The following is a 25,304-nucleotide window of genomic DNA, read 5'->3' as shown; positions in this document are numbered from 1 at the left end:
GTCCTGCACCGCCGAGGCGGCCTGGCGCAGCCGGCCCTTCAGCCCCGCCCGCCGTTCCGGCGTGTCCAGAGGCTCGGCCTCGGCCTCCTTCTGGAACAGCACCTCGGCGAAGGGACGCGTCGCGGCGAGCGCCTGCCGCAGCGCCGGCGCTCCCTTCTCGCGCAGGATGTCGTCCGGGTCCTGCCCCCCCTCCAGCAGGGCGAAGCGGAAGGACCGCCCCGGCTTCAGCTGCGGCAGGGCCCGGTCGATGGCGCGGTACGCCGCCCGTCGGCCCGCCGCGTCGCCGTCGAAGCACAGCACCGGCTCGGACGACACCCGCCACAGCCGCTCCATCTGCTCCTCGGTCAGGGCCGTGCCCATCGGCGCCACGGCCGGGATGCCGGCCCGCTGGCAGGCGATGACGTCCATATAGCCCTCGACCACCACGATGGCCTGGCTATCGCGGCTTTCGGCCCCGAGGATGCGCCGCGCCTCGGGCAGGCCGTAAAGGGTCGCGCCCTTGTGGAAGAGCGGGCTCTCCGGCCCGTTCAGATATTTGGCCCGGTCGTCCGGGTTCATCGCCCGGCCGCCGAACGAGACGATCCGCCCGCGCGCATCGAGGATCGGGAACATCAACCGGTCGCGGAACCGGTCGTAGGGCGTGCCGCCGCCCTCCGGCGCGATCAGCATCCCGGCCTCGACCAGTTCGCCCGGCTTGGCCCCGCGCTGCACCAGGGCGTTCTTCAACCCCTCGCGGTCGTTCGGGGCATAGCCGAGACCGAATCGCTCCCACTGATCCTCGGGCAGGCCGCGCTTTTCCAGATACTCGCGGGCGGCCTTGCCGGGCGAGCGGCGCAGATTGGCGGCGAACCATTTCTGGGCCAGGTCCATCCAGTCGGTCAGGCCCTGGCGCTTCTGCTCGCGCTCGGCCGCCTGCGGGTCTTCGGCCGGCAGGGCCATGCCCGCCTCGCCGGCGAGACGCTGCACCGCTTCGACGAAGCTCAGCCGCTCGGTCTCCTGCAGGAAGCTGATGACGTCGCCGTGCTTGCCCGATGAAAAGTCGTGGAAGAAGCCCTTGTCGTCGTTGACGAAGAAGGACGGCGACTTCTCCTTGGTGAAGGGCGACAGGCCGACATACTCCCGCCCCTGCCGCTTGAGCTTCACCGTCCGGCCGATCACGTCGGACGGGCGAAGGCGGGCCTTCAGTTCTTCAAGGAAGCGGTCGTCGAAGCGCACGGCCGTCTTATAGCGCGGGACTCGCCTGAGCGGGCGCATTTACCTTTGGTTAACCACAAAGGCTGGAATGCGTCCATAACCGCCTGATTATGCGCATAATTTTTTCCGAAAGCGGAACGATCCACAGGCCTGTGGATTAACCATGCAGCCGCCGCGAAAGTCGGCGGATCACGCCGGCCCCGGCCAGAATCACCGGGCGCCGATCGAGGTAGACCGCTTCCGATGTACATCGCCATCGCCCGCCCGGCGGTGGAGCCCCGGGGCCCCGACGCCGTCGCCGTCCCAGGTTCCCCCGCCATCGCCGAACTGCCGCCCCGCGCCCTGCACGCCCGTCTGCTCGAGAACGCGGCCCTTCGGCGGCGCCGTGGGCTGGAACGCCTGCGCAGCAACCGTCTCGAGGACGCCGACTACTGGCTCAACGCCGCGCCGGCGGCGATCCGCAAGGCCAGCGCCCTGCGCGAGGAGAAGAGCTTCGCCCCCCTGCCCTGACGCCCTCAGGCAGCCAGCGACGGCGTCGCGAACGATAGCGCGTTTCGCCTAGAGATATCCCAGCCACCAGTCGCGCCGCCGCCGCTTGAGTCCCTCGAACCAGCGCGACAGCGGATACAGGATAACCAGCACCGACGCCCAGGCGACGTAGACCCACGGCAGGCTGAAGCCCCATCCAGCCTCGATCAGCCGCGACGGGTCGGTGATGGTGTTGAGGAAGGCCGAGGGTGAAACCCCCATCGCCATACCGACCGCCACCGCCAGCGCATGCGCGATCCAGATGTGCAGCAGATAGGTGAACAGCGGCGTCCGCCCGAAGGTCAGCAGGACGCTCGTCACCGGTCCCCGCAGCCGGTCGAGGGCCAGCAGCAGGACGAAGGCCAGCCCCAGCATCAGCAGCACATAGGCCGGCGACGGCGGGTATTTGTTGGCGCTGACGAAGCTGAAGACGCTCCACAGCGGGCTGTCCTGCGCCGCCCAGGGGAAGGGGTCGAGGCCGGGAAGGTTGACGGCGCGCGCGACCGCGAACAGGACCAGGAAGCTCACGGCGAGCAGCGCGATCCGGCCTCGCCTCAGTCCGCCGGCGTCGGTTACAAAGCCGGCCAGGCCGTAGCCCAGCAGCAGAATCCCGGTCCACTGGATGGCCGGATAGACGACCAGCAGCAGTCCCGCCCCCGTCGGGAACGGCCCCCGCACGGCCATGGCCCTCCACAGCGGCTCCAGCGGCCCGAAAGCCGCGGGCGAAATGAGATTGAGCGCCGGATGGGCGGCGATGATCAACACGCCGATCGCCAGCACCAGGGCGCGCGGCAGCCGATGCAACGCCGCCAGAACGATCATGCCGAAGCCGATGGCCCAGATGACCTGCAGGAAGATCCACCAGCCGAAGTTGAAGCCGAATCCGATCACCGTCAGTTCCAGCACGATCAGCCACAGTCCCCGCGTCAGCAGAAAGCGCGACAGATCCCCGGGACTCTTGCCGTTGGCCTTCTGCAGCCACACCGAAAGCCCGGCGAGGAAGACGAAGGTCGGCGCGCACAGATGGGTGATCCAGCGCGTCAGGAACAGCGCCGGATTGCCCGAGTCCAGCGCCATCGGGTCCGCCGTGAAGGCCGTGGCGTGAAAGAAGTCCCGAACGTGATCCAGCACCATGACCACGATCACCAGCCCCCTCAACGCGTCGATCGCATCGATACGGGCGGCGCCTGAGCGGGTCTTCCCCGTGGCGGCGGCGGCCGGCGAGGCCAGCGGTGCGTCGTGTGCGGCCTCGACGGGCTGTGCGGTCATGGCGGATCCCTCCCGCGCCAAGCTTAAGGCGGCTTGCGGCCGCTGCGCCAGAGGCCGCTTCACCACCGGACGCGAACGTGCTTCGATCGGCACGGGGACCGGGGTCTGGAGACCGACATGAAACCGCTGATCATCGCCGCTGCGCTGGCCGTGGCCCTGGCCGCGGCCCCCGCCATGGCGCAGGACGCATGGGTGGCCCATTCGGCCGAGGTGCAGGCCGTCGACGCCGCCGTCCGTGCGCCGCTGGAGGCCTATCTGCGCGGCCACGCCACCGGCCTCGCCGACGAATTCCGCCCCGCCTTCCATCCCGACGCCCAGCTCTGGGGCATGCGCAACGGAAGCCTGATCCGCATGACTTCCGAGGAGTATATCGGCCGGGCGTCCGGCGCCCCCGCCGCCGACGAGGCTCAGCGCCGGCGCTGGATCGAGAGCATCGACGTCACCGGCGACACCGCGGTCGCCAAGATCGTGCTCGACTACCCGGCCGTCCGCTTCACCGACTACATGGCCCTGTCGCGCATCGACGGCCGCTGGGTGATCGTCAACAAGATGTTCCAGGCCGAGCCGAAGGCTCCCGCTACCTAGCCACAGCCGGGCTCCTGTGGTTGTCTCCCCCTGCATCTCTGGGGGGAAAGCACCATGAACCGTCTCGCCGCAGCCGTGGCCGCCGCCACGCTCGCCTTCGCCGCCGCGCCGGCCGCGGCCCAGGACCTTGTCGGCCCTGTCGCCGCCGCCGTCGACCAGTTCGGCCAGAGCATGGCGGAATCGATGACCGGCGGCCCCGGTCTGTTCGTCACCGCCCAGGGCGAGGCGCCGCTGCCGGCCGCCGCTTCCAGCCCCATGACCGTCACCATCCAGGGGGCAGGCAAGACCGCCGTCGAGGCGGTCGCCGATCGCAACGCCCAGCTGGAGCGGGTCCGCTCGGTCGCCAACCGCTTCGACGTCGCCATCGACGTCGGCGCCACCAACTATGCGATCGGCGAGTCGACGCCCGCCTGGCTGACGGGCGACGCCGCCATGGCCCCCGCGGCCATCGACTGGTCCGCGGAAATGGACGACGCCGTCGAGGTCGAGCTCATCGAACCCATCGGTGAAGCAGACACGCCGGCCGCCGCCGACGCGCGCACCGTCACCGCCTCCGTGCAGGTCAAACTCGACCGCCCGAACGAGTCGCGCCTGCCCGAGTTCGTCGACGCCCTCGTCGAGGCCGGCGTCACCAACCTCGATGACAGCCTGAACGGCCTGAACCTCGGCGCCATGGCCCCGTTTGTGTCGCTGCTCGGCCTGGACCCGACCCGCGACCCCGGCGAGCCGGTCTGGCATCAGGCGACCGCCGACGGCGTCCGCAAGGCCCGCGCCCAGGCCGAGGCGATCGCCGAAGCGGCCGGCCGCCGTCTCGGCCCCGTCCGCTACGTCAGCGTCCTGATGCGCTCCCACGACGGAGAAAACGCCCTCGTCAGCGTCGCGGTCCGCTTCGGGTTCGAGGACTAAGGCCCGTCCATGATGGCGCTGGAAGGGGCGATCGGCGCCCTACCAACCCGTACCCTGTCATCCCTTACCCTTCGGGATGCTGCCGCCTCTCAGCCCTTCATCGAATCCGCGAAGCGCTGGAACAGGTAAAGGCTGTCGGTCGGCCCCGGCGACGCTTCCGGGTGATGCTGGACGCTAAACACCGGCCTGTCCTTCAGGGCGATGCCGCAGTTGGTGCCGTCGAACAGGCTGACATGGGTCTCGACCACCGCGCCCGGCAGGCTGTCGCGGTCGACGGTGAAGCCGTGGTTCATCGACACGATCTCGACCTTGCCGGTGGTCAGGTCCTTGACCGGATGATTGGCCCCGTGGTGGCCCTGATCCATCTTGACGGTCTTCGCGCCCAGCGCCAGCGCCAGCATCTGGTGGCCCAGGCAGATGCCGAACAACGGCTTGCCGCTGTCGACCAGCTTGCGGATTTCCGGCACCGCATAGGTCCCCGTCGCCGCCGGATCGCCCGGCCCGTTCGACAGCACCACCCCATCCGGGTTGCGCGCCAGAATCTCCTCGGCCGTCGTGGTCGCGGGCACTACGGTGATCTTCGCGCCCGTCGAGGCCAGGGCCCGCAGAATGTTGCGCTTCACGCCGTAGTCGACCACGACCACCGACTTGTCGGTCGCGTTCACGCGCGGATGGCCCTCCGGCCAGTCCCACAGCCCTTCGTCCCAGTCGAACGACTGCAGCGTCGAGGCGTCCTTCGCCAGATCCAGCCCGACCAGCCCGCTCCAGGCCTTCGCCTCGGCCACAAGCGCCTCGAGGTCGAAGCGGCCCTCCGGATCATGGGCGATGACCGCGTGCGGCGCGCCGGCGTCGCGGATGCGCGCCGTCAGCGATCGCGTGTCCACGCCCGCCAGACCGACCACGCCGCGCCGCTTCATCCAGGCGTCGAAGTCGCTTTCGCTGCGCCAGTTGGCCGGATCGGTCGGCACGTCGCGGAAGATCGCGCCGCGCGCCGAGGTCTCCGAGCCGCCGCCGATCTGCTCCACGTCCTCAACGTTCACCCCGGTGTTGCCGACGTGCGGGAAGGTGAAGGCCAGGATCTGGCTCATGTAGGAGGGGTCGGTCAGGATCTCCTGATACCCCGTCATGGCCGTGTTGAAGACCACCTCGCCCAGGGCCGTGCCGGTCGCGCCGCAGCCGATGCCCTGCAGGATGGTTCCGTCGGCGAGCGCCAGCACGCCGGTGACGCCGGGAAGAAGCTGTGTGGTCATGGCAGGCTCCGTAACACCGAATCCCGGCGAGCAAACGGCGGCGTGGTTAGGCGTCGCCCGCCACGGGGTCAACGCGCGGCCGGGACTTTCTCAGAAACGCGACCCACGCGGCCGTGGTCAGGACGAAGAAGGCCGCCGCCGGCCAGACGTACTCCAGGCCTGCAAAGCCCACCGCGGCGCAGGCGAACAGGAAGCCGGCCACCGCTATGGTGCGGGCTTGGGTCCGCCGCGCCAGACGGAACAGCGAGGCCGCACAGATGGCGTAGACCACCAGCGACAGCACCGACGTCGCCCCGGCCAGCACGCCGAACTGGTCGCCCAGCGTCTGCTGGCCGGACACCACCACCGTCACCACGCTCATGATCGCGGCGCCCAGCAGCGGGTTGGCGATTGGGGTGCGCTCGCCGGCCCCGAAGCCCGACGGCAAATAGCCCTGCCGCGCCGCCGACCGCGCCGTCTCGCCGCCCAGCATGACCCAGCCGCCGACGGTGCCGACCGTCTTGACGACGGCGCACACCGCCACGACCCCGGCGATCGACGCGCCGAACACCCGCGCCGCAAGATCCGCGTAGGGACTGGTCGAGCCGGCCAGCACATCGGCGGGGATGACGCCGAACACGGCCACGGTCGCGGCGACGTAAACGACGGTGGCCAGCAGCACCCCGGCCACGGACGCCCGCCCGACATCCCGCGCCGGATGCTTGACCCTCACTGACAGCGCCGCGGCGCTCTCGACGCCGAGGAAGGCCCAGAAGATCACCGCCAGCGAGGCCGGCACGCTCTCGATCAGCGGAGTCGCCGACGGGCTCCAGGAGGCGGCGAAAGTCTGCGGATCGAAGGCCGCGATCCCGGCCGCCACGGCGACCGCGATCGGCGCGATGCCGATGGCCAGGGCCACCGCCGCCAGGCCCGACGCGGTCCTCGCCCCGATGATGTAGGCGATGGTGGCCAGCCAGATGATCCCCAGATTGCAGAAGGTGGCCGTGATGGGGTCCCGCAGCACCGGCCAGAAGAAGCCCAGATAGCCCGTGGCGGCCACAGCGATGGCGACGTTGCCGACGAGGCAGGCGGTCCAGAAGGCCAGCGCCGTCTGATAGCCGAAGAACCGGCCCAGCCCCCGCTCCGCGAAACCCGGCAGGCCGTCGGCGTCCGGCTGCAGCCGGCCCAGCGCCCCGAACACCAGCGCCAGGGTCACCGCCCCCGCCCCGGCCGCCAGCCAGCCGATCAGGCTGGAGCTGCCCACCGCCGCCAGGCTGACCGGCAGCAGATAGACCCCCGAGCCGATCATGTTGCCGGCGACGACCAGCGCGGCCAGCCCCCAGCCCAGCTTGTGCCGGTCCGACAGGGGTTCCTCGGCCAGGGGAATGGGGGTGCGGGGCGCTTCGCTCATGCATGGACCTCGGCGAGACGGGACTGGAACCAGGCCACGGCGGCCTCATGCCGGGCGCTCAGCACGCCGGTGTCATAGGCGCCGGCCGACAGATTGGCCTGGACCGCCTCGCAGATGCGGGCGTCCTCGCCGGTCAGGCGGTCGGAAGCCTCCAGCGAGTCTCCCAACGCCGCCGCGCCGCCGTCGTTCAGGAACAGATAATCCAGCCGCGTCCGCCCAGGGCCCGTCGGCGTCATCCGTTCGATCATGGCCCCGTCGCGATAGACGTTGATCCCGAGGTTCGGCCACAGCCAGCCCCACACGCCCGCCTGCGGCCCGTCGTTGACGCCCACCGCCTCCTGCACGACGAGGTCGCCCTCGACCCGTATGCGATACTCGGCCGAGCCCAGCTCGTCGGCCAGCACCGGATGGACCGAGCCGATGTGGTAGCCCTCCAGATAGTTCTCGGCATAGACCTTCCAGTCGCAGGCCAGGTCGTGGCTCCGCCGCAGCGCCGGAGCGGCGATCTCCAGTCCCCGTTCCGCCAGCAGGGTCTCGAGCGGCGCGACGTGATCCGCCAGCGGCGCCGCCCCCGCATCGAGGTTCACGAACATCAGCCCCCGCCAGGCCTCGAGCCTCACCTCCAGAAGCCCGAACCCGCGCGGATCGAACCCTTCCACCGCCCCGAATCCCGTCGCCGCGCGCAAACGCCCGTCCAGCGCATAGCGCCAGCCGTGGTAGGCGCAAACCAGTTCACCCTCGCAGCGGCCGCTCGCGCCCTCGACCAGCGGTCCGGCCCGGTGTCGGCACACGTTGTGAAAGGCCCGCAGGACCCCGTCCTTGCCCCGGACAGCCAGCAGCCGATGCCCGGCCACGTCGGTCGCGATCCAGTCTCCCGGCTCGGCCGCTTCCGCTTCGTGTCCGAGGAACAGCCAGGCCCGGCCGAACACCCCCGTCCGCTCGCGCGCCCAGGCGTCGGGACAGCCATAGAGCCGGGCTGGAAGCGTGACCTGCATGGCCGATCAAGGCCCGCAGCCGCGCCGGACGTCAACCGTCCTCAGACGATCAGGGCGTCCATGCCGGCGAAGACGGCGTGGGTGGCCCCGGCGGCATGGGCGGCGAGGCCCCGGTCCGGACGAAGATTCAGCAGCATGACCTGCGGACAGGCCAGGCGCGCCGTCCCGATCAGCATCGCCGCCGCCTGCCATTCCCGGGCCGTCTCGTGCTCGACGCCGGCGAAGTCGATGGCCAGGCAGCGCGCGCGCACCTGCGACAACCGTTGCGCCGCGCCCGGATCGGGCGCGATGTGCAGGATCGCGCCCAGAGAGCCCGTCTCGAAATGCTGGATGGCTTCCTGGATCGCCTCCGGCGGCGCCTGCTCCAGGCCCCCCATGACCTCGACGAGCAGGGTTCCCGGCGCCGATTCGTGCTGCATCTCGGCGCACAGCAGGTCGAACCGGCCGCCGCTGGAGGCCACGGTGCGCCAGAAGGCCGGCAGCACGCCGATGTCGTCGGCGCCCAGCCGCAGCAGATCGAGCCCGTTCCTCAGCGTCTGGGTGTCGATGCGCACAAGGTCGCCGGGTTCGAGCGTACGCCGGCCCAGGCCCACCAGAGCGCTCTCGCCGCCGCGGTGGCGAACACTCCGGCGAATTCGCCGGGCGACGGGCGTCGAACGGGCCAGGTCGAACACCGGCTGCGCCGCCAGGGTCACGATCAGCTCGCGCCTCGCACGGGTGAGCAGGGTGAAGGTGAGGCTTTCATAGGGCGCGGCGTACGACCGCCGTTCGCCGATCCGGGCGATGGCCTCGTGCAGTCCTTCATCGCGCGCGTCGAAATCCGGTTCGGCCTTGAAGCTGCTCGGGTACCCTGGCTCGTTCCTCATGACCGTTCTCTCCAACCGGTCTGAAACAGAACCCCCCGCGTGCAGGAAACGCCTCAAGGTGAAAACACATTGCTCACGAACGTGGTCAAATCCCGTTGACCACGTCGTTTCCCGGATCGGGACGGCGCCTCTCCCGCAACGTTGACCGCACCGCCGCCGCGGGTCAGGAGGAGACCGCCCAACACCGGAACCGCGCATGACCATCACCACGGTCGGCCTCGATGCCGACGACACCCTCTGGCACAATGAGACGATCTTCCGGCTGACGCAGACGCGGTTTCTGGCCCTGCTGACGGATCACGACGACGCGGCCATCCAGGCCCGCCTGGCCGAGGTCGAGCGACGCAACCTCCGTCTTTATGGTTACGGCGTTAAGGGTTTCACCCTGTCCATGATCGAGACGGCGATGGAGATCTGCGGCGGCGATCCGCCGCCGGGGGCGCTTCGGGAAATCCTCGCCGCCGGCCGCGAGATGCTGGCCCACCCGGTCGAGACCCTGCCCGGAGTCGATGATGCCCTCGCCCGGTTGTCCGAACGCTACCGGCTGGTGCTGGTCACCAAGGGCGACCTGCTCGACCAGGAACGCAAGCTGGCGGCGTCGGGCCTCGGCGACCTGTTCGCCGCCGTCGAGATCGTGTCGGAGAAGGACCGCACCACCTACGAGCGCGTCTTCGCGCGCCACGGCACGGGAGCCGCCGAGGCGGTGATGGCCGGGAACTCGATGAAGTCGGACGTGCTGCCCGCGCTCGAGGCCGGAGCCTTCGCCGTCCACATCCCCTACGCCATCACCTGGGCGCACGAACTCGCCGACGCGCCTGAGGGACATCCGCGCTACGGAGCTCTGGAACGGATCGCCGAGCTTCCGGACTGGATCGAGCGGCGGCTGGCTCAAGCGTAGCCGAGCAGCGCCCTCAGGCCGGGGGCGTGGAAGTCGACCAGGCGCCGCTGGGTCTCCGGAAGGCTGGAGGGAAACTCGAGCCCTTCCGGGAGCTTCAGGTTCTCCCTGGCGGTCCGGCTCAGTTTCCGGTCCGCCCCGATCGTCACCCGCTCCCGCCAGTCGTCCGGCCGCTCGATCCCCGCGGCGTCCAGCAGGGCGTCGAAGAAGGCCGCGCTTTCAGGAGAGTCCAGATCGCCGACGGCCCGCACCACGTCCTCGTAGCGCACCAGGTGCACGCCCGTGCCGAGCCAGGCCGCCGCGTTGTGGGTGTAGATGTCGATCAGCGCCGGCGACTTCTGGTGGATCCCGAAGATCATCATGTTCAGGATCACCTCCGGCGCGTAGAGGCCGGGCGTCTTCAGGTGCTGGATGTTCTCCTGCTCGAACTCTTCCGACACGAAAAAGCGCGCCCTCGCCAGCACCCAGTCGTAGGGATCGCGAACCAGCAGGATGTGGCGCGCATAGCGGATGTTGGCGACCGACTGGTCGCTGAACAGCAGATGGCCGGACGCCAGCTTCGGCTCGTGCGGATTGAAGGCGTCGAGGTGCAGATGCATGTTCGGGATCTGCACGAAGTCCCGGTCGTGATGCTGCTCGACCGGAACGAACATGCGCAGGATGTTGCGCAGCAGATGGGTCCCGCCTTTCGGCACGCTGTTGAGGAGCACCGGCTGTTTCAGCGGCGCCTGCCGGAAGCGGACGACCTCGGCGTTCAGCGTGTCCTTCAGACCCTTGATGACAGCCATGCGGCCTCCTCCTGCCTGGACGGCGCCCCGCCGTCCTGTCGGGTTGTAGCTTAAACGACGAAGGGGCGGCGGATTGCTCCGCCGCCCCCTGTCGATGACGTCCGGCGGATCAGAAGGACTTGCTCACCCGCACGAAGGCCCGACGGCCGTAGTAGGCTTCCTGATACTGCGAGGACAGGATCGAGTTGCCCTGCGTTCCGACCGCCGCCGCCGACGCCGCCGGCGGCAGTTCGTCGAACAGGTTGGCGACGCCGCCCGCGATCGTCCAGCCGCCGGTCCAGCCGTCGCCTTCGGCCTCATACGAGAGCGACAGGCTGTGGAAGCCGGTGAACTCGGCGTCCGCCTTCAACTCGGTGCGGCGGCCGTCGATGGTCTGGAACAGCGACTGGCCGTTGCGGATGCGGTCCGGACGGTTGTCCTGGTTGCCGATCCAGTCGAAGCCCCAGAAGGCCGTCCACGGACCGCGGCTCACCGTGGCGTTGAAGTTGCCGACCAGTTCCGGGTTGCCGACATCGCCGAGGAAGTCGGTGCCGAAGTCGGCGAACGTCGCCTGGTTCGATTCCAGCGTCCAGGTCGTCTGGGTGTCCAGCGTCAGCGTGCCCCAATCGAAGTCGTGGAACCACCGGGCGGTGAAGTCGAGACCCCGGTTGTTCTGCTCCGCGATGTTCAGGAAGCTGTCGCGGACCTGGACGATGCTGCCGTCGAGGGCCGGGTCGCGGTCGAACTGCGCGCAGATCGGGTCGTTGGGGAAGTTCTCGGACAGATAGCAGGCCTGGAGGATGCCGGCCGGGCCGAGGACGTCGACCTGGTCCTCGATCTTGATCTCGAAATAGTCGAGGGCAAGGCTCAGGTTGCTGTCCGGCGGGGTCAGCACCACGCCGATGACCGTCGCCGTCGAGGTTTCCGGCTCCAGCACGCCCAGTCCGCCGCCGGTCACAACTTCCGCCGACGACACGCCGCCGTTGAAGTCGCCGGCGACGCCGCCGCCCGGGCCCGCGGGGTTGGTGCAGTTGACGTAGAGCGGGTCGGTCGTCGACAGATTGCCGTCCGCGACCCGCTGGTCGAGGTTGAGGCAGGGGTCGATGTTCCGCTGCCCGGCGAAGCTGGTCTGGTCGGCCAGGTACAGCTCGAACAGCGCCGGGGCGCGGAACGAGGTGCCATGCGTCGCCCGGAAGCGGATCGCGTCGCTCATGGCCCAGTTCAGGCCCACCTTGTAGGTGGTCGCGCTGCCGGAGGTCTTGGTGTCGGTGTAGCGGCCCGACAGCGACAGATCGAGGCTCTGGGCGTACGGCCTGTCGGCCAGCAGCGGAATGGCCAGCTCGGCGTAGGCCTCGCGGGTGTCTTCCGTGCCCTCGGTGATGCCGGCGCCGGTCAGACCCCAGCTGTTGTCGGCCAGGGTGACCTCGCCGGGGGTGTCGACGATCTCGTCCCGACGCACGTGGAAGCCGACCGCCACGCCGAGCGGACCGGCCGGCAGTTCGAACAGGTTCCCGGCCAGCGAGCCTTCGACATAGGCCTGCTCGTAGATGGTCGTCCCCGTCTCGGTGTCGAACAGGAAGGCGCGCTCTTCCGGAGTCAGGTCGCCGCGCAGGACGCGCGGGTCGGTGAAGTCCATGTCGATGCAGGCCCGGCCGCTCACGGGCAGGATGTCGCCGACGCAAGAGACCGTCTTGAAGTTCGTCGACTCCACGGCGTCGTTGAGGATGACGTCCGAGGTGTATTCACCGTCCGAGCGGCTGTACTGGGCGAAGATGTCCCAGTTCCAGCCTTCCAGGAAGCCGCCGCCGATATCGCCACGCAGTCCGGCGACGACGCGGGTGTAGTCGACCTTCTGCGACTGGTCGAAGTGATCGGTCACCGGGGTGGCGCTGAGGATGTTCAGGCCGGTGAAGTCGGTGACGGGGTCTCCACCCGCGCCGGGGCCGTAGTAGAAGTCCAGGAAGTCCGAGGTGAGGGTGTAGTTCCAGAACTGCCGATAGCTGTCCGTGCGGCTCTCGCGACGGTTCAGCAGCACCTCGGCATAGGCCTCGACGCCGCCGCCCAACTCATACGCCCCGTCGACGAAGAGGGTATAGCGCTCGGTCTCGGGGATGATCGATTCTTCGAGGGCGAAGGGGTGCAGGTTGTTGACCACCGCACGCGACGCCGCGTCGTAGTTGACCAGATAGAAGCCGGCGGGGGCGTTCGGATAGAGCCCGACCGAACCGTCGGTGGGCGGGATGTACTGGCCAAGGTCGCCGTCGTAGTCGAACTGGAACCGCCCCGCGCGGCCCGAGAAGTCCGGCCCGTAGACGAACACCTGGCCCCAGGTCAGGTCGTTGCAGGTCGGCTGGCCCGTGCGCGGATCGATACGGTCGGCGCGGGTGTTGGTGCCCGGCTCGAACACATACTGGTTGCGGCAGTACAGATACTCGCGGTCGCCTGCCGCCAGCTTCTCCTGGCGGTAGTAGTCGCCCGAGATATTGATGTAGCCGCGGTCGAAGGTCGTGCCGAAGGCGCCGGAGACATTGTACTGCTCGCCGCCCGCCTCGAACGGCATGCTGGCGAAGGCGGCCATTTCGCCGCCGTCGCGGGCCCCTTCGGTGATCAGGTTGACGACTCCGGCCACGGCGTCGGAGCCGTAGATGGAGGAGGCGCCGTCCTTCAGGACGTCGATGCGATTGATGGCCGACTGCGGGATGACGTTGAGGTCGAAGGCCGAGACCCCGCCGCGGGTGCCGGCCGGTCCGGCGCGGCGGCCGTTCAGCAGCACCAGCGTGCGGTTGGCGCCGAGACCGCGCAGCGAGATGGTCGCCGCGCCCGGTCCGCCGTCGGTGACGAAGGCGCTGGAGATGGTCGAGTTCACCTGCGGCGAGCCGGCCGCCAGCGTCGAGGACTGCAGCAGCTGGGCCGTGTCGCTGAGGCCGCGCTGTTCGGCGCGCTCGGCCGTCAGCACCTGGATCGGCGACGGGCTGGTGAATTCGTTCTGCGGAATGCGCGAGCCCGTGACGATGACGTCGCCGACCTGCGAGACGTCCTCCTGCGTGTCTCCCTCGTTCTGCGGAACGGGCTGCGCGTCCTGCGGCGGAACCGGATCCTGGGCGAAGGCCGGGGCGGCCAGCAGGAGAGCGGCGAATACGCCGCCGGCCAGAGCAGAGGAGTCACGCAGGCGCGTACGGAAAGACATCGGGATTTGTTCTCGCTGGTACGGGAGGTTGACGGAAAGACTACGAAAGGCCGGGCGGCCTCCACAACCCGCTCCGACGCATTTCAGCCTCTAATGCGACAATGAGGCACCGAAAAACGCCGAGAATGTGTTCAAGCGTTGCTGTAACGCCATCACATAACGGTGTTCGTTTACTGTCGTGGCCGGAGCGCTTGCGGGTTGCCTGTTTGGCGTCGCGTCAGGTGTGGAAGCGCGCCGCGCAATTCGCCTTGCTCCGCCGCCGCCTGCTCTCTAAACGGGCCGCTTAACCGACAACCCGAACCGCCCAGCGCCGGCTCCGCCTGCGTCGGGTCCGCGCGCGCGAGGAGACCAGCCGCTTTGACCGATGACGACGTCCCTCACGACGAGCGCGACGCCATGGTCCGGGCGTCCCTGGCCGCGCATGGGGACAGCGGCGTCACGCCGCGTCACACCCTGTTCTACTTCTACGGCGACGGGGCGCACGACGACCTCAACGAGGTGGCCCGGCGCGCAGGCTTCCTGACCCGCGGTCAGGACGACTGCACAATTCTGGAGACGACGATGGCCGTGGACGAAAACTCGTTCTCGCCCGTTTCCGCCATGATGCAATCCTGGGCCGCGGCCTTCCAGCTCGATTACGACGGCTGGGAGTGCGCGGTCGTGACCAACTGAGGAGGCTGAGATGCCCAGACGTACGGACATCCAGTCGATCCTCATCATCGGCGCCGGCCCCATTGTCATCGGCCAGGCCTGTGAGTTCGACTACTCGGGCGTCCAGGCCTGCAAGGCGCTGAAGGCCGAGGGCTATCGGGTCATCCTGGTGAACTCGAACCCGGCCACGATCATGACCGACCCGGAGGTGGCCGACGCGACCTATATCGAGCCGATCACGCCGGAATTCGTCGAGCGCATCATCGCCAGGGAGCGGCCCGACGCCCTCTTGCCGACCATGGGCGGACAAACGGCGCTGAACACCGCCCTGGCCCTCGACGCGTCGGGCGCCCTGAAGAAGTGGGGCGTTGAGATGATCGGCGCCCGCGCCGACGTCATCGACAAGGCCGAGGACCGCCAGAAATTCCGCGACGCCATGGACAAGCTGGGCCTCGAGAGCCCCCGCTCCAAGGCCATCCACCACATCGACGAGGCCGAGGACGCGCTGGAGTTCGTCGGCCTGCCGGCCATCATCCGGCCGAGCTTCACCCTCGCCGGCACGGGCGGCGGCATCGCCTATAACGTCGAGGAATTCAAAGAGATCGTCGAGCGCGGTCTCGACCTGTCGCCGACTACCGAGGTGCTGATCGAGGAGAGCGTGCTCGGCTGGAAGGAGTACGAGATGGAGGTCGTCCGCGATAAGGCGGACAACTGCATCATCATCTGCTCCATCGAGAACATCGACCCGATGGGGGTGCACACCGGCGACAGCATCACGGTCGCCCCCGCCCTGACGCTGACCGACAAGGAATATCAGCGGATGCGGACGGGCTCGATCAACGTCCTGCGCGAGATCGGCGTCGAGACCGGCGGCTCGAACGTCCAGTGGGCGATCAATCCGAAAGACGGCCGCATGGTCGTCATTGAGATGAACCCGCGCGTGTCGCGCTCCTCGGCGCTGGCCTCCAAGGCCACCGGCTTCCCCCTCGCCAAGGTCGCGGCGCGTCTGGCCGTCGGCTACACCCTGGACGAACTGACCAACGACATCACCCAGGTCACGCCGGCCTCGTTCGAGCCGTCGATCGACTATGTCGTCACCAAGATTCCCCGCTTCGCCTTCGAGAAATACCCCGGCGCCGAGGCGACCCTGTCGACGTCGATGAAGTCGGTGGGCGAGGTCATGGCCATCGGTCGCACCTTCCAGGAGTCGATGCAGAAGGCCCTGCGCGGACTGGAGACCGGCCTGACCGGTTTCAACGAGATCGACATCGACGGCGTGCTGGAGGTCGATGACGAGGCCTCGGTCCGCGCCGCCGTGGTGCGGGCGCTGGGCCAGCCGACGCCCGACCGCATCCGCGTCATCGCCCAGGCCTTCCGCCACGGGCTGTCGGTCGAGGAAGTCAACGCCGCCTGCTCGTACGAGCCGTGGTTCCTGCGCCAGATCGCCGACATCGTCCGCACCGAGGGCCACGTCGTCGTGCAGGGCCTGCCGGCCACCGCCGCCGACTTCCGCAAGCTGAAGGCCAAGGGCTTCTCGGACGCGCGTCTCGGTCAGCTGACCGGCCAGGGCGAAGCCGCCGTCCGCAAGGCCCGCCGCGCCCTCGACGTGCGGCCGGTGTTCAAGCGCCTCGACACCTGCGCGGCCGAGTTCGCGTCCGCCACGGCCTATATGTATTCGACCTACGAGACCGGCGCCCTCGGCCAGATTCCGGAGTGTGAAGCCAACCCGACGGACCGCCGCAAGGCGATTATCCTGGGCGGCGGACCCAACCGGATCGGGCAAGGCATCGAGTTCGACTACTGCTGCTGCCACGCGGCCTTCGCCTTCGACGACATCGGCGTCGAGTCGATCATGGTCAACTGCAACCCTGAAACGGTGTCGACCGACTACGACACCTCGGACCGGCTGTATTTCGAGCCGCTGACGGCCGAGGACGTGCTGGAGCTGATCGACGTCGAACGCTCGAAGGGCGAGCTGATCGGCGTCGTCGTGCAGTTCGGCGGCCAGACGCCGCTGAAGCTGGCCCATGCGCTGCAGGCCGACGGCGTGCCGATCCTCGGCACCAGCGTCGACTCCATCGATCTCGCCGAGGACCGCGAGCGGTTCCAGCGCATGCTGCAGGACATCGGCCTGATGCAGCCGCCGAACGGCCTGGCCCGCAGCGCCGAGGAAGCCGCGCACAAGGCCGAGGAGGTCGGCTATCCGGTCGTGCTGCGCCCCTCCTATGTGCTGGGCGGACGGGGCATGATGATCGTCCACGACCGCGAGCAGCTGGACCGCTACGTCCACGAGGCCATGCGCGTGTCGGGCGACGACCCGGTCCTGATCGACCACTATCTGAACCGCGCCACCGAGGTGGACGTCGACGCCCTTTGCGACGACGAGACGGTGTTCGTCGCCGGGGTGCTGGAGCATATCGAGGAGGCCGGCGTGCACTCGGGCGACAGCGCCTGTTCGATGCCGCCCTACTCGCTGTCGGCCGAAACGGTGGCCGAGCTGAAGCGTCAGACCGAGGCCATGGCCCGGGCGCTGAAGGTGCGCGGCCTGATGAACGTGCAGTTCGCCATCGAGGAGCCGCACAGCGCCGAGCCGCGCATCTTCGTGCTGGAGGTCAATCCGCGCGCCAGCCGCACGGCGCCGTTCGTGGCCAAGACCATCGGCCAGCCCATCGCCGCTATCGCCGCCAAGGTCATGGCGGGCGTGCCGCTGAAGTCCTTCGGTCTGGCGGACAAGCCCTACGACCACATCGCGGTCAAGGAAGCGGTCTTCCCGTTCGCCCGCTTCGCCGGCGTCGACACGGTGCTGGGTCCCGAGATGCGTTCGACCGGCGAGGTCATGGGGCTGGACTGGAAGCGCGACGGCGAGGCCGGCATGGCCCCGGCCTTCGCCCGCGCCTTCGCCAAGAGCCAGATCGGCGGCGGGACGATCCTGCCGGTCGCGGGCTGCGCCTTCGTCTCGGTCAAGGAGGGCGACAAGCCCTTCATCGTCGACGCGGTGAAGACGTTGATCGCCGAGGGCTTCTCGATCATCGCCACGGCCGGAACCCACGCCTATCTGACGGGTCAGGGCCTCGAGGTCGGACTGGTCAAGAAGGTGCTGGAAGGCCGTCCGCACATCGTCGACGCCATGAAGAACGGCGAGGTCCAGCTGGTCATAAATACCACCGAGGGCAAGCAGTCGCTGCAGGACAGCTTCAGCCTGCGCCGCACCGCGCTGATGATGAAGATCCCCTACTACACCACCACCGCCGGCGCCTTGGCGGCCTCGCAGGCCATCGGCGCGATCAAGGCCGGAGACCTCGATGTCCGGCCGATCCAGGACTACGGCTGAGCCGTAAGGGCGCGGCTAGATCCCCGAGGCCGCCTCGGGATCCGCCGTGGCGTCCCGGCCCTCGACGATGCGCGCCGCCGCGAGGTCGGCGGTGACGTTGCCGATGGTGCGGAAGATGTCGGGCACGACCTCGACGGCGAGCAGCAGGGGCAGGACCTCGAGCGGCAGGCCCATGACGATGGCGATCGGGGCGATGGAGGCGAAGAAGCTGACCTGGCCCGGCAGGCCGACAGTGCCGACGCTGATGGCCAGCGCCGTGACGCCGCCGGCGATCAGCACGCCGGGCGTCAGCGGGATGCCGTACAGGTGGGCGACGTAGATGCAGACGGCGAGGTTGGCGACTGTCGAGGTGATGCGGAATACGGCCACCGCCAGCGGCAGGACGAGGCCCGCCGTGGCCGCCGAGACGCCCAGCCGGTCGCGGGCGCGCTCCACCATCACCGGCAGGCAGGCCAGCGAGGACTGGGTCGAGAAGGCCACCACCTGGGCCGGGGCGGCGGCGCGGGCGAAACGGCCCAGGCCGACACGGCCCCAGACCACCGCCACGACGTAGGTCAGCAGGATCAGGCCGACCAGGGCCAGCACGACGATGGCGATGTAGTGGCCCAGCACCCCGGCCGCGCCGAGTCCGGCCCGCAGTCCCACGCCCAGCGACAGGGCGAAGACGCCGACCGGGGCGGCGAGCAGCACCCAGTGGACGATGACGATCATGGTCTCGGCCACGGCCTCGAAGAAGACGGTCAGGGGCTGGCGCAGGCGGTCCGGCAGGCGGGTGGTGGCGAAGCCGAAGACGATGGCGAAGACGACGATGCCGAGAATGGCGTCCTCGGCCGCGGCGCGGATCGGGTTCGACGGCGCGAGGCTGGTCAGGAAGGCGGTCAGGCCGCCGCCGCCGAGATTTTCGCGCACTACGGCGTCGCCGGCCGCGCCGGACAGCAGTAGCCGGCCGCCCTCGGGGTCGATCGGCCACACGGCGTGCAGCCCCTCCGAGGCGAGGACGCCGTAGACTGTCGCGCCCACCAGCAGGACGGCGAAGACCACGACGGCCTTCAGCGCGAGCCGGCCGGTCGCGGCGGCGTCGGCGATGGAGGCGATGCCCGTGACCAGCAGGGCGAAGACCAGCGGGATGATGGTCATGCGCAGGGCGTTGAGCCACAGCTGGCCCAGCCCCTCGACCACGGCGACCGTGCCCGTGCCGCCGGGAACGCCCCAGGCCTGGGCCGCGGCGCCGGCGAGCAGACCGGCGGCGAGGGCGACAAGCACCCGCAGACTCAGGGACGACATCAGGACGGCGGTGCGGGAACGGGTCATGGGGGCGAAGCTAAGCACGACCCGGGGGTTTGACCATCCGTCCCGTGCGGACCATCGCGCGCCGGGCGTGAACGATCCTTAACTCGACCCCGTCACCGGTGCGCCGCAAGCTGCGCCGTCGGCTGCGGAGGGGCGGATGCAAGTTATGCACACGGGTGCGGGCTTCTACGCCCTGGTCTTCATCGCCGGCTTCATCACCTTCGCCCTGCACGAGGCCGGGCACTGGCTGGCGGCGGTGCTGCTGGGCCACGAGGCGTATTTCGGCCTGAACAGCGCCGGGGCCCGCGGAACGGCCAGTCCGGCCGACCACGCGATCATCTCCGCCGCCGGGCCCGTCGTGACCCTCGTTCAGGCGCTGGTCGCCCTGTGGCTCGTGCAGACGCGGGCCAGCGCGGCGGCCTGGGCGTTCCTGTTCTGGGCCGCCTTCATGCGGTTCATGGCCACGGTCATCAGCCTGTTCAATCCGAATGACGAGGCGCGGATCAGCGACTGGCTGGGCTGGGGGATGTGGACCCTGCCGATCATCGTCACCCTCGGGCTGTTCGCCCTGCTGGCGCTCGGCAGCCAGCGCCTGAAGGTGTCGTGGAAGACGCTGGCCCTGACCTGGGTGGTCGCCTCGATCGCGGTCAGCGCCGTGGTCGGGCTGGACATGGTCATGAAGGGCTGAGGCCCGCGAGAACCGCGGCGACCTGCTCCGCGGCCGCTTCGAGGGCGGCGGCGTCGAGCGACTGGATCCCGACTCGCGCCAGCTCCCGGCGGGCTCCGGGGCCCTGCCGGCGATAGGCCGGGTCGTAGTGATGGACGATCAGGTCGGTCGCCAGCGCCTCGACCTCTCCTGCGGCGGCGAGCGTCCGCCACTCCGAGACCATCTGCTTGCTGATGTGGCGCGGCAGGCGGGTCAGGGCCGTGTCGAGGGCGGCGGGGTCGGCGGCGATGGCGGCGTAGTCGCGGACGGTGCGGGCGGCGCGGACCTCGACCGGAGACTCGAGGCGGACGGCGGCGGCGGCGCTCATGGCCGTCCACACGGACGGCGGAATGACGCGCGCGCCGATCTTGGAGCTTTCGGCCTCGACCAGCACGGGGCGGGCCGCGTCGAGGCGGGAGAGGGCGTCGTGCAACCGGCTCTCAAAGGCCTTCTGCGACGGCTGCCCGCCGGGCATGGCCCCGAACAGCGAGCCGCGGTGCGCGGCGAGGGCTTCGAGGTCGAGGGTCTGGACGCCGCGTGCGGCCACCGCCTGCAGCAGGGCCGTCTTGCCCGAGCCGGTGGCCCCGTCGACCAGCACCAGCCGGTGCGCCAGCGGCGTGTCGTACAGGGCCGTCTTCACCTGACGCCGCCAGGTCTGGTAGCCGCCATCCAGCACCGTCACCGGCCAGCCCACCTGGTCCATCACCGTGACCATGGCCCCCGAGCGCTGACCGCCGCGCCAGCAGTAGACCAAAGGCCGGAACGAACCGTCGCGCTCGCCCAGCGCGCCCTCCAGATGGGCGGCGATGTTGCGGGCGACCATGGCCGCACCGGTCCGGCGGGCGAGGAATTTGGAGCCCTGCACATATTCGGTCCCGACCGCCGCGCGCTGGAAGTCGTCGAGCACCGGCAGATTCACGGCCCCCGGAATGTGGTCGAGGGCGAATTCGGACGGGCTGCGCACGTCGATGAGGGCGTCGTAGCCGTCGCGGGCGGCGGGCGACAGGTCTACGGCGCGGCGGATCATAGGGTGACGCGGACCCGCGGCGGGCCCTCGACCACCCGGCCGACGATGTCGAAGCCCGAGCCGTTGATACGGGCGAAGGCCTGCAGGTCGCGCACGCCGTCTGCGGCCACGGCGATCAGCAGGCCGCCCGAGGTCTGGGGGTCGGTCAGCAGGTCGCGCCGCCACGGCTCCAGGTCTCCGGGCAGGTCGATCTCGGCGCCGTAGCTGGCCCAGTTGCGGGCCGAGGCGCCGGTGCGGACGCCCGCCTGCAGCAGGTCGCGAACGCCCGCGAGCATCGGCGCATCGGCGGTGATCTCGACCGTCGCGCCCGCGCCGCGCGCCATCTCCAGCGCATGGCCGGCGAGGCCGAAGCCGGTGACGTCGGTGACCGCGTGCACCCCCGCACGGGCCGGCAGCTTCGCCCCGAGGCTGTTCAGCCGGGTCGTGGTGTCCTTGAGGGTGCGGTAGCCGTCCTTGCCCAGCCGCTCCTGCTTGAAGGCGGCGCTGAGCACGCCGACGCCGAGCGGCTTGGTCAGCACGAGGACGTCGCCGGGCTTGGCGCCGCGATTGGTCAGCACCTGGTCCGGATGGACGAGGCCGAGGGCGACGAGGCCGTAGATCGGCTCGACGCTGTCGATCGAGTGGCCGCCGGCCACCGGCACGCCCGCCGCCGCGCAGGCCGCCGCCCCGCCCTGCAGAATACGCCCGATGGTCCGCGTCGACAGGACGTTGACGGGCATGCCGACGATGGCGAGGGCGAAGATCGGCGTCCCGCCCATGGCGTAGACGTCCGACAGGGCGTTGGTCGCGGCGATCTGGCCGAAGTGGAAGGGGTCGTCGACCACCGGCATGAAGAAGTCGGTCGTGGCCACCAGCGCCTGCTGGTCGTTGAGACGCCAGACGGCGGCGTCGTCGCTGGTCTCGGTCCCGACCAGCAGATTGGCGAAGGGCGCGGCCTGCGGCATGCCCCTGAGGATATCCTGCAGCACCGCGGGGGCGAGTTTGCAGCCGCAGCCGCCGCCGTGGGCCAGCGACGTCAGGCGGGGTTCGGCGGGTGTTTCCGGCGAAGGCTCGGTCGGGGTCATGCCCCGGCTTAGGGCGAAACCGCTCGTGAACTCAACAGGCGGGGCCGCATGCTAGCGTGACGCCATGCGCCCGACCCTGCTGATCGCCCTCGCCGCCGCCATCGCCGCTCCCTTGGCCGCCGCCCCCGCCGCCGCGCAGGAGGGCCGGCCCCGGACCTGGGCCAATCCGGTCGACATCGACTACAAATACAATTTCGAGCAGACCCACCGGGGCATCAGCTACCGCACCGGGGCCGATCCGGTCGTCGTGCTGCACCGGGACAGATACTTCCTGTTCCAGACCCTGGCCGACGGCTACTGGACCTCGGAGAACCTGCTCGACTGGACCTATGTCCAGCCCGACAAGTGGCCGTTCGAGGGGCATGTGGCGCCGGCGGCGGTCTCGGATGGCGAGCGGCTCTATCTGATGCAGTCGGCCTTCGAGCCGCGTCCGCTGCTGGTCAGCGAGCATCCGGAGACGGGGCATTGGGACTGGCACACGCGGGTGCTGCCGCCAGTCCCGGGGGCGGTCAGCCGCAACGAGGAGGGCAGCTACGGCGACGCGGGCCTGCCGCCGGAGAAGCTGCCGCCCGGACCGTGGGACCCGGGCCTGTTCATCGACGACGACGGGAAATGGTACCTCTACTGGGGCAGTTCGAACGTCTATCCGCTGTACGGGTCCGAGATCGATCCGACGCCGCCGGTGCGCTTCGTGGGCGAGCCGACCCGGCTGCACACCCTGCATCCCGATCAGCACGGCTGGGAGCGGTTCGGCCAGGACCATTCCGGAACCCTGGCCGACGGCACGCCCATCAAGCCCTTCATGGAGGGGGCCTGGATGACCAGGCACGGCGGGCGGTACTATCTGCAGTACGGGGCGCCCGGCACTGAATACAACGCCTACGCCAACGGAACCTACGTCGGCCCCGGCCCGCTCGGCCCGTTTGAATACGCGCCGTACAATCCGGTCAGCTACAAGCCCGGCGGCTTCGTCGAGGGGGCGGGACACGGCTCGACCTTCCAGGATCGGCACGGCAACTGGTGGAACACCGGCACGCCGTGGATCGGCCACAACTGGACCTTCGAGCGGCGCATCGCGATGTTCCCGGGCGGCTTCACGTCGGACGGCCAGATGCATTTCTCCAGCCGGTTCGGCGACTATCCCCAGCGAATGCCGACGGAGCGGATCGACGACCCCGACAGCCTGTTCACCGGCTGGTTTCCGCTGTCCTACAAGGCCGCGGCCGAGGCCTCCTCGACCGAGGGAGAATTCAGCGCCGACCGCGCCGCCGACGAGAACCCCCGCACCTTCTGGGTCGCCGGCGCCAATCGCCCGGGCGAGACCCTGACGCTGGACCTCGGAGCCCCGAAGCGGGTGCATGCGGTGCAGGTCAACTACGCCGACCATCAGTCCGGCATCCATGCCGAGCGGCCCGGCATTCGCACGCGGTTCCGCATCCTGTGGTCGATGGACGGCGCCGACTGGCGGGTCTTCGCGGACCTGTCGGACTCGGAACGCGACCGGCCCAACGCCTATGTCGAGGGCGAGCGCCCGGTCGACGCCCGCTATATCCGCTACGAGCACGGCGAAGTCGCCGCCGCCAACCTCGCCATCTCGGACCTGCGCGTGTTCGGGACGTCGGACGGCGAGCCGCCCGAGCGGCCGACCGACATCCGGGTCGAACGCGGCGGCGACCAGAGGAACGCCACCGTCCGCATTACGCCGGTGTCGGGGGCGCTGGGCTACAACGTCCGCTGGGGCGTGGCCCCCGACCGGCTGTTCCTGACCTACCAGGTCTATGGCGACGATCTGCGCGAGATGGAAAACCGGCTGGAGGTGCGGGCCCTCAACACCGGCGTCGACTACTGGTTCGCCGTCGAGGCCTTCTCGCCCAACGGGGTGTCGCCGCTCAGCCGGGTCGTGCGGGTTCCGGCGCGCGACTGAACGGACCGCCCGCCCGGCGCGTTGATCTTCGAAAGGAGACCGCCATGCCCATCCCCAGACTCGCCCCCCTGATCGGCGGCCTGTTGCTCAGCAAGGGCGGGCGGCGGCTGGCGGGCCGTCATGCCGGCAAGCTGGCCCTGGCAACCCTGGCTTTCCAGCTCTGGGAGAGTCGCCGCAACCCGCCGCACGGGCCAGCCGCCGGCGCCGTGCCGCACCCCCGCCGGCGCTGGAGCGGGCGGCGCTGAAAACCGCTGGACCGACGCCGCGTAAACTCCGCTAACTGACCGGGCAAGCGGAGCCGCGCCCATGATCACCGTCCACCATCTCAACGACTCCCGATCCCAGCGGGTGCTGTGGCTGCTGGAGGAGATGGGCGTCCCCTATGAGGTGAAGCGCTATCAGCGCGACGCCAAAACCATGCTGGCGCCGTCCGAACTGAAGGCCATCCATCCGCTGGGCAAGTCGCCCGTCCTCGACGACGGCGAGGCGCGCGTGGCCGAGACGGGGGCTATCGTCGAATACCTGCTGGAGACGCACGGCGGGTCGGCGCTGCGCCCGGCCCGGGGGACGCCGGAGGGGCGGCGCTTCACCTACTGGCTGCACTACGCCGAAGGCTCGGCGATGACGCCGTTGCTGCTCAAGCTGATCTTCAGCCAGATTCCGAAGCGGGTTCCGCTGCTGATCCGGCCGGTCGCCAACGGCATCAGCCGGGGCATGAATGCGAGGATGATCGATCCGCAGATCGCCGCCCATACGGCGTACTGGGAGGCGGAGCTGGCGCGGTCCGCGTGGTTCGCGGGTGACGCCTTCTCGGCCGCCGACATCATGATGAGCTTCCCGGTCGAGGCGGGCAGCCGGGTCGGCTACGGCGCCGACAAGCCGCGGCTGCAGGCGTTCCTGGATCGCATCCACGCCCGCCCCGCCTACCAGAGGGCGCTGCAGCGGGGCGGTCCGTACAGCTACGCCTGACCCGACACATCATATCGGCGCCGAAGCCACAGTGCGCCGGCGCAGGGAAGGGGCGGGCGGCTGAGCCGCAACTCCCGTCCGCCATAACCGTTAACGGGCCATGCGCCTGAGAACCGTTCAAGTCATCGCCGCCCTCGCCGCCGCCGTCGCCTTCGTCCTCGCCTTCATGGCGGCCGGGGTCGTGCTGCTGTCCAGCCTGTTCATGGCCGCCGGACTGGCCGCCATCGCCTGGCTGGCCTGGAGCCTGATCCGGCAGGTCCGTGGCCGGGCGCGGGACCGGGCCGCTTCGAGGTCGATCTGAAGGGGCCTTGAACCCGGGCGCAGGGCGCCCTACCCTCTTGGGCCGGTCGCGTGCGCCCAGCGACCTCTGTGCCGAGTAAGTCTGTCAGTCGGGCTAGCCAAGAAACTCACGACATATGGAAAAAGTGCCGATGACGGCCGAGGGCTACCGTGCCCTCGACGATCAGTTGAAGCAATTGAAGTCGGTCGAGAGGCCGAGCGTCATCGCGG

At 69.6% G+C, this 25,304-nt stretch carries 22 protein-coding genes and 1 pseudogene; 12 read left to right on the top strand and 11 right to left on the bottom strand.

The window, feature by feature from the left end; genetic code table 11:
• Positions 1-1,215: DNA primase (dnaG, locus tag VGD32_RS03900; protein WP_331030590.1), on the bottom strand; the 1,215-nt coding region annotated here is incomplete at its 3' end.
• Between the two features lie 222 nt (positions 1,216-1,437).
• Between dnaG and VGD32_RS03895 the strand changes: the two genes are divergently transcribed.
• Positions 1,438-1,704, top strand: a complete 267-nt coding sequence (locus tag VGD32_RS03895; RefSeq protein WP_331030589.1) for a hypothetical protein — start codon at positions 1,438-1,440, stop codon at positions 1,702-1,704.
• A gap of 48 nt (positions 1,705-1,752) precedes the next feature.
• Here the strand turns inward: VGD32_RS03895 and VGD32_RS03890 are convergent, their stop codons facing one another.
• Positions 1,753-2,991, bottom strand: a complete 1,239-nt coding sequence (locus VGD32_RS03890; protein WP_331030588.1) for a DUF1624 domain-containing protein — start codon at positions 2,989-2,991, stop codon at positions 1,753-1,755.
• 117 nt (positions 2,992-3,108) lie between these two features.
• Here VGD32_RS03890 and VGD32_RS03885 point away from each other — a divergent pair, with 117 nt between their 5' ends.
• Complete coding sequence (locus VGD32_RS03885; protein WP_331030587.1) at positions 3,109-3,576, top strand: nuclear transport factor 2 family protein; 468 nt, start codon at positions 3,109-3,111, stop codon at positions 3,574-3,576.
• A 54-nt stretch (positions 3,577-3,630) separates the two neighbouring features.
• Positions 3,631-4,482 (top strand): SIMPL domain-containing protein, encoded by an 852-nt coding sequence (locus VGD32_RS03880; protein WP_331030586.1) that lies wholly within the window; start codon positions 3,631-3,633, stop codon positions 4,480-4,482.
• 89 nt (positions 4,483-4,571) lie between these two features.
• On the opposite strand, the gene carA is transcribed toward VGD32_RS03880, so the two are convergent.
• The 4 genes from carA to VGD32_RS03860 are packed head-to-tail and all read right to left on the bottom strand — an operon-like array spanning position 4,572 to position 8,983.
• Positions 4,572-5,732 carry a glutamine-hydrolyzing carbamoyl-phosphate synthase small subunit gene (gene carA, locus VGD32_RS03875; RefSeq protein WP_331030585.1) on the bottom strand — a complete coding sequence of 387 codons (1,161 nt, stop codon included), beginning with the start codon at positions 5,730-5,732 and terminating at the stop codon, positions 4,572-4,574.
• 46 nt (positions 5,733-5,778) lie between these two features.
• Positions 5,779-7,122: an amino acid permease gene (locus VGD32_RS03870; RefSeq protein ID WP_331030584.1), complete on the bottom strand. Its 1,344-nt coding sequence runs from the start codon at positions 7,120-7,122 to the stop codon at positions 5,779-5,781.
• Positions 7,119-8,117 carry an aromatic ring-hydroxylating oxygenase subunit alpha gene (locus VGD32_RS03865; RefSeq protein WP_331030583.1) on the bottom strand — a complete coding sequence of 333 codons (999 nt, stop codon included), beginning with the start codon at positions 8,115-8,117 and terminating at the stop codon, positions 7,119-7,121. The genes VGD32_RS03870 and VGD32_RS03865 overlap by 4 nt, the downstream gene beginning before the upstream one ends.
• 41 nt (positions 8,118-8,158) lie before the next feature.
• Positions 8,159-8,983 (bottom strand): hypothetical protein, encoded by an 825-nt coding sequence (locus tag VGD32_RS03860; RefSeq protein ID WP_331030582.1) that lies wholly within the window; start codon positions 8,981-8,983, stop codon positions 8,159-8,161.
• 196 nt (positions 8,984-9,179) lie between these two features.
• Between VGD32_RS03860 and VGD32_RS03855 the strand changes: the two genes are divergently transcribed.
• Entirely contained in the window at positions 9,180-9,881 is a 702-nt protein-coding gene (locus VGD32_RS03855; protein ID WP_331030581.1) for an HAD family hydrolase, read from the top strand.
• Here the strand turns inward: VGD32_RS03855 and VGD32_RS03850 are convergent.
• Together VGD32_RS03850 and VGD32_RS03845 are read right to left on the bottom strand one after the other, a co-directional pair.
• Complete coding sequence (locus VGD32_RS03850) at positions 9,872-10,666, bottom strand: hypothetical protein (protein ID WP_331030580.1); 795 nt, start codon at positions 10,664-10,666, stop codon at positions 9,872-9,874. The two genes, VGD32_RS03855 and VGD32_RS03850, sit on opposite strands and share 10 nt — an antisense overlap.
• Before the next feature lie 109 nt (positions 10,667-10,775).
• Positions 10,776-13,832: a TonB-dependent receptor domain-containing protein gene (locus tag VGD32_RS03845; RefSeq protein WP_331030579.1), complete on the bottom strand. Its 3,057-nt coding sequence runs from the start codon at positions 13,830-13,832 to the stop codon at positions 10,776-10,778.
• 357 nt (positions 13,833-14,189) lie between these two features.
• Between VGD32_RS03845 and VGD32_RS03840 the strand changes: the two genes are divergently transcribed.
• Together VGD32_RS03840 and carB are read left to right on the top strand one after the other, a co-directional pair.
• A complete protein-coding gene (locus VGD32_RS03840; protein WP_331030578.1) occupies positions 14,190-14,504 on the top strand; it encodes a ribonuclease E inhibitor RraB in 315 nt (104 codons plus the stop codon).
• A gap of 10 nt (positions 14,505-14,514) precedes the next feature.
• Positions 14,515-17,814: a carbamoyl-phosphate synthase large subunit gene (gene carB, locus VGD32_RS03835; RefSeq protein WP_331030577.1), complete on the top strand. Its 3,300-nt coding sequence runs from the start codon at positions 14,515-14,517 to the stop codon at positions 17,812-17,814.
• 15 nt (positions 17,815-17,829) lie between these two features.
• Here the strand turns inward: carB and VGD32_RS03830 are convergent, their stop codons facing one another.
• Positions 17,830-19,125, bottom strand: coding sequence for a dicarboxylate/amino acid:cation symporter (locus tag VGD32_RS03830; RefSeq protein WP_331030576.1), 1,296 nt, complete (start codon positions 19,123-19,125; stop codon positions 17,830-17,832).
• Positions 19,126-19,261: 136 nt separating this feature from the next.
• Here VGD32_RS03830 and VGD32_RS03825 point away from each other — a divergent pair, with 136 nt between their 5' ends.
• On the top strand, positions 19,262-19,792 hold the full coding sequence (locus tag VGD32_RS03825; RefSeq protein WP_331030575.1) for a hypothetical protein: 531 nt from the start codon (positions 19,262-19,264) through the stop codon (positions 19,790-19,792).
• Here VGD32_RS03825 and mnmH read toward each other — a convergent pair.
• Positions 19,779-20,837 (bottom strand): tRNA 2-selenouridine(34) synthase MnmH, encoded by a 1,059-nt coding sequence (gene mnmH / locus VGD32_RS03820; protein ID WP_331030574.1) that lies wholly within the window; start codon positions 20,835-20,837, stop codon positions 19,779-19,781. The two genes, VGD32_RS03825 and mnmH, sit on opposite strands and share 14 nt — an antisense overlap.
• Positions 20,834-21,901, bottom strand: coding sequence for a selenide, water dikinase SelD (gene selD, locus VGD32_RS03815; RefSeq protein WP_331030573.1), 1,068 nt, complete (start codon positions 21,899-21,901; stop codon positions 20,834-20,836). The genes mnmH and selD overlap by 4 nt, the downstream gene beginning before the upstream one ends.
• A 64-nt stretch (positions 21,902-21,965) precedes the next feature.
• Here selD and VGD32_RS03810 point away from each other — a divergent pair, with 64 nt between their 5' ends.
• From VGD32_RS03810 to VGD32_RS03790, 5 genes and pseudogenes are all read left to right on the top strand, one after another.
• On the top strand, positions 21,966-23,825 hold the full coding sequence (locus tag VGD32_RS03810) for a family 43 glycosylhydrolase (protein WP_331030572.1): 1,860 nt from the start codon (positions 21,966-21,968) through the stop codon (positions 23,823-23,825).
• 44 nt (positions 23,826-23,869) lie between these two features.
• Complete coding sequence (locus VGD32_RS03805) at positions 23,870-24,070, top strand: cysteine protease (RefSeq protein WP_331030571.1); 201 nt, start codon at positions 23,870-23,872, stop codon at positions 24,068-24,070.
• 61 nt (positions 24,071-24,131) lie between these two features.
• A complete protein-coding gene (locus tag VGD32_RS03800; RefSeq protein WP_331030570.1) occupies positions 24,132-24,794 on the top strand; it encodes a glutathione S-transferase in 663 nt (220 codons plus the stop codon).
• A 100-nt stretch (positions 24,795-24,894) separates the two neighbouring features.
• Positions 24,895-25,095 (top strand): hypothetical protein, encoded by a 201-nt coding sequence (locus tag VGD32_RS03795; protein WP_331030569.1) that lies wholly within the window; start codon positions 24,895-24,897, stop codon positions 25,093-25,095.
• 115 nt (positions 25,096-25,210) lie between these two features.
• Positions 25,211-25,304 (top strand): annotated as a pseudogene (locus VGD32_RS03790) (transcription elongation factor GreA); the annotation flags it as partial.

This window comes from Brevundimonas sp. (assembly GCF_036402095.1).
Taxonomy (GTDB): Bacteria; Pseudomonadota; Alphaproteobacteria; order Caulobacterales; family Caulobacteraceae; genus Brevundimonas.
The sequence above is the reverse complement of the archived record's forward strand: the minus strand, read 5'-3'. Positions and strand labels throughout refer to the sequence as shown.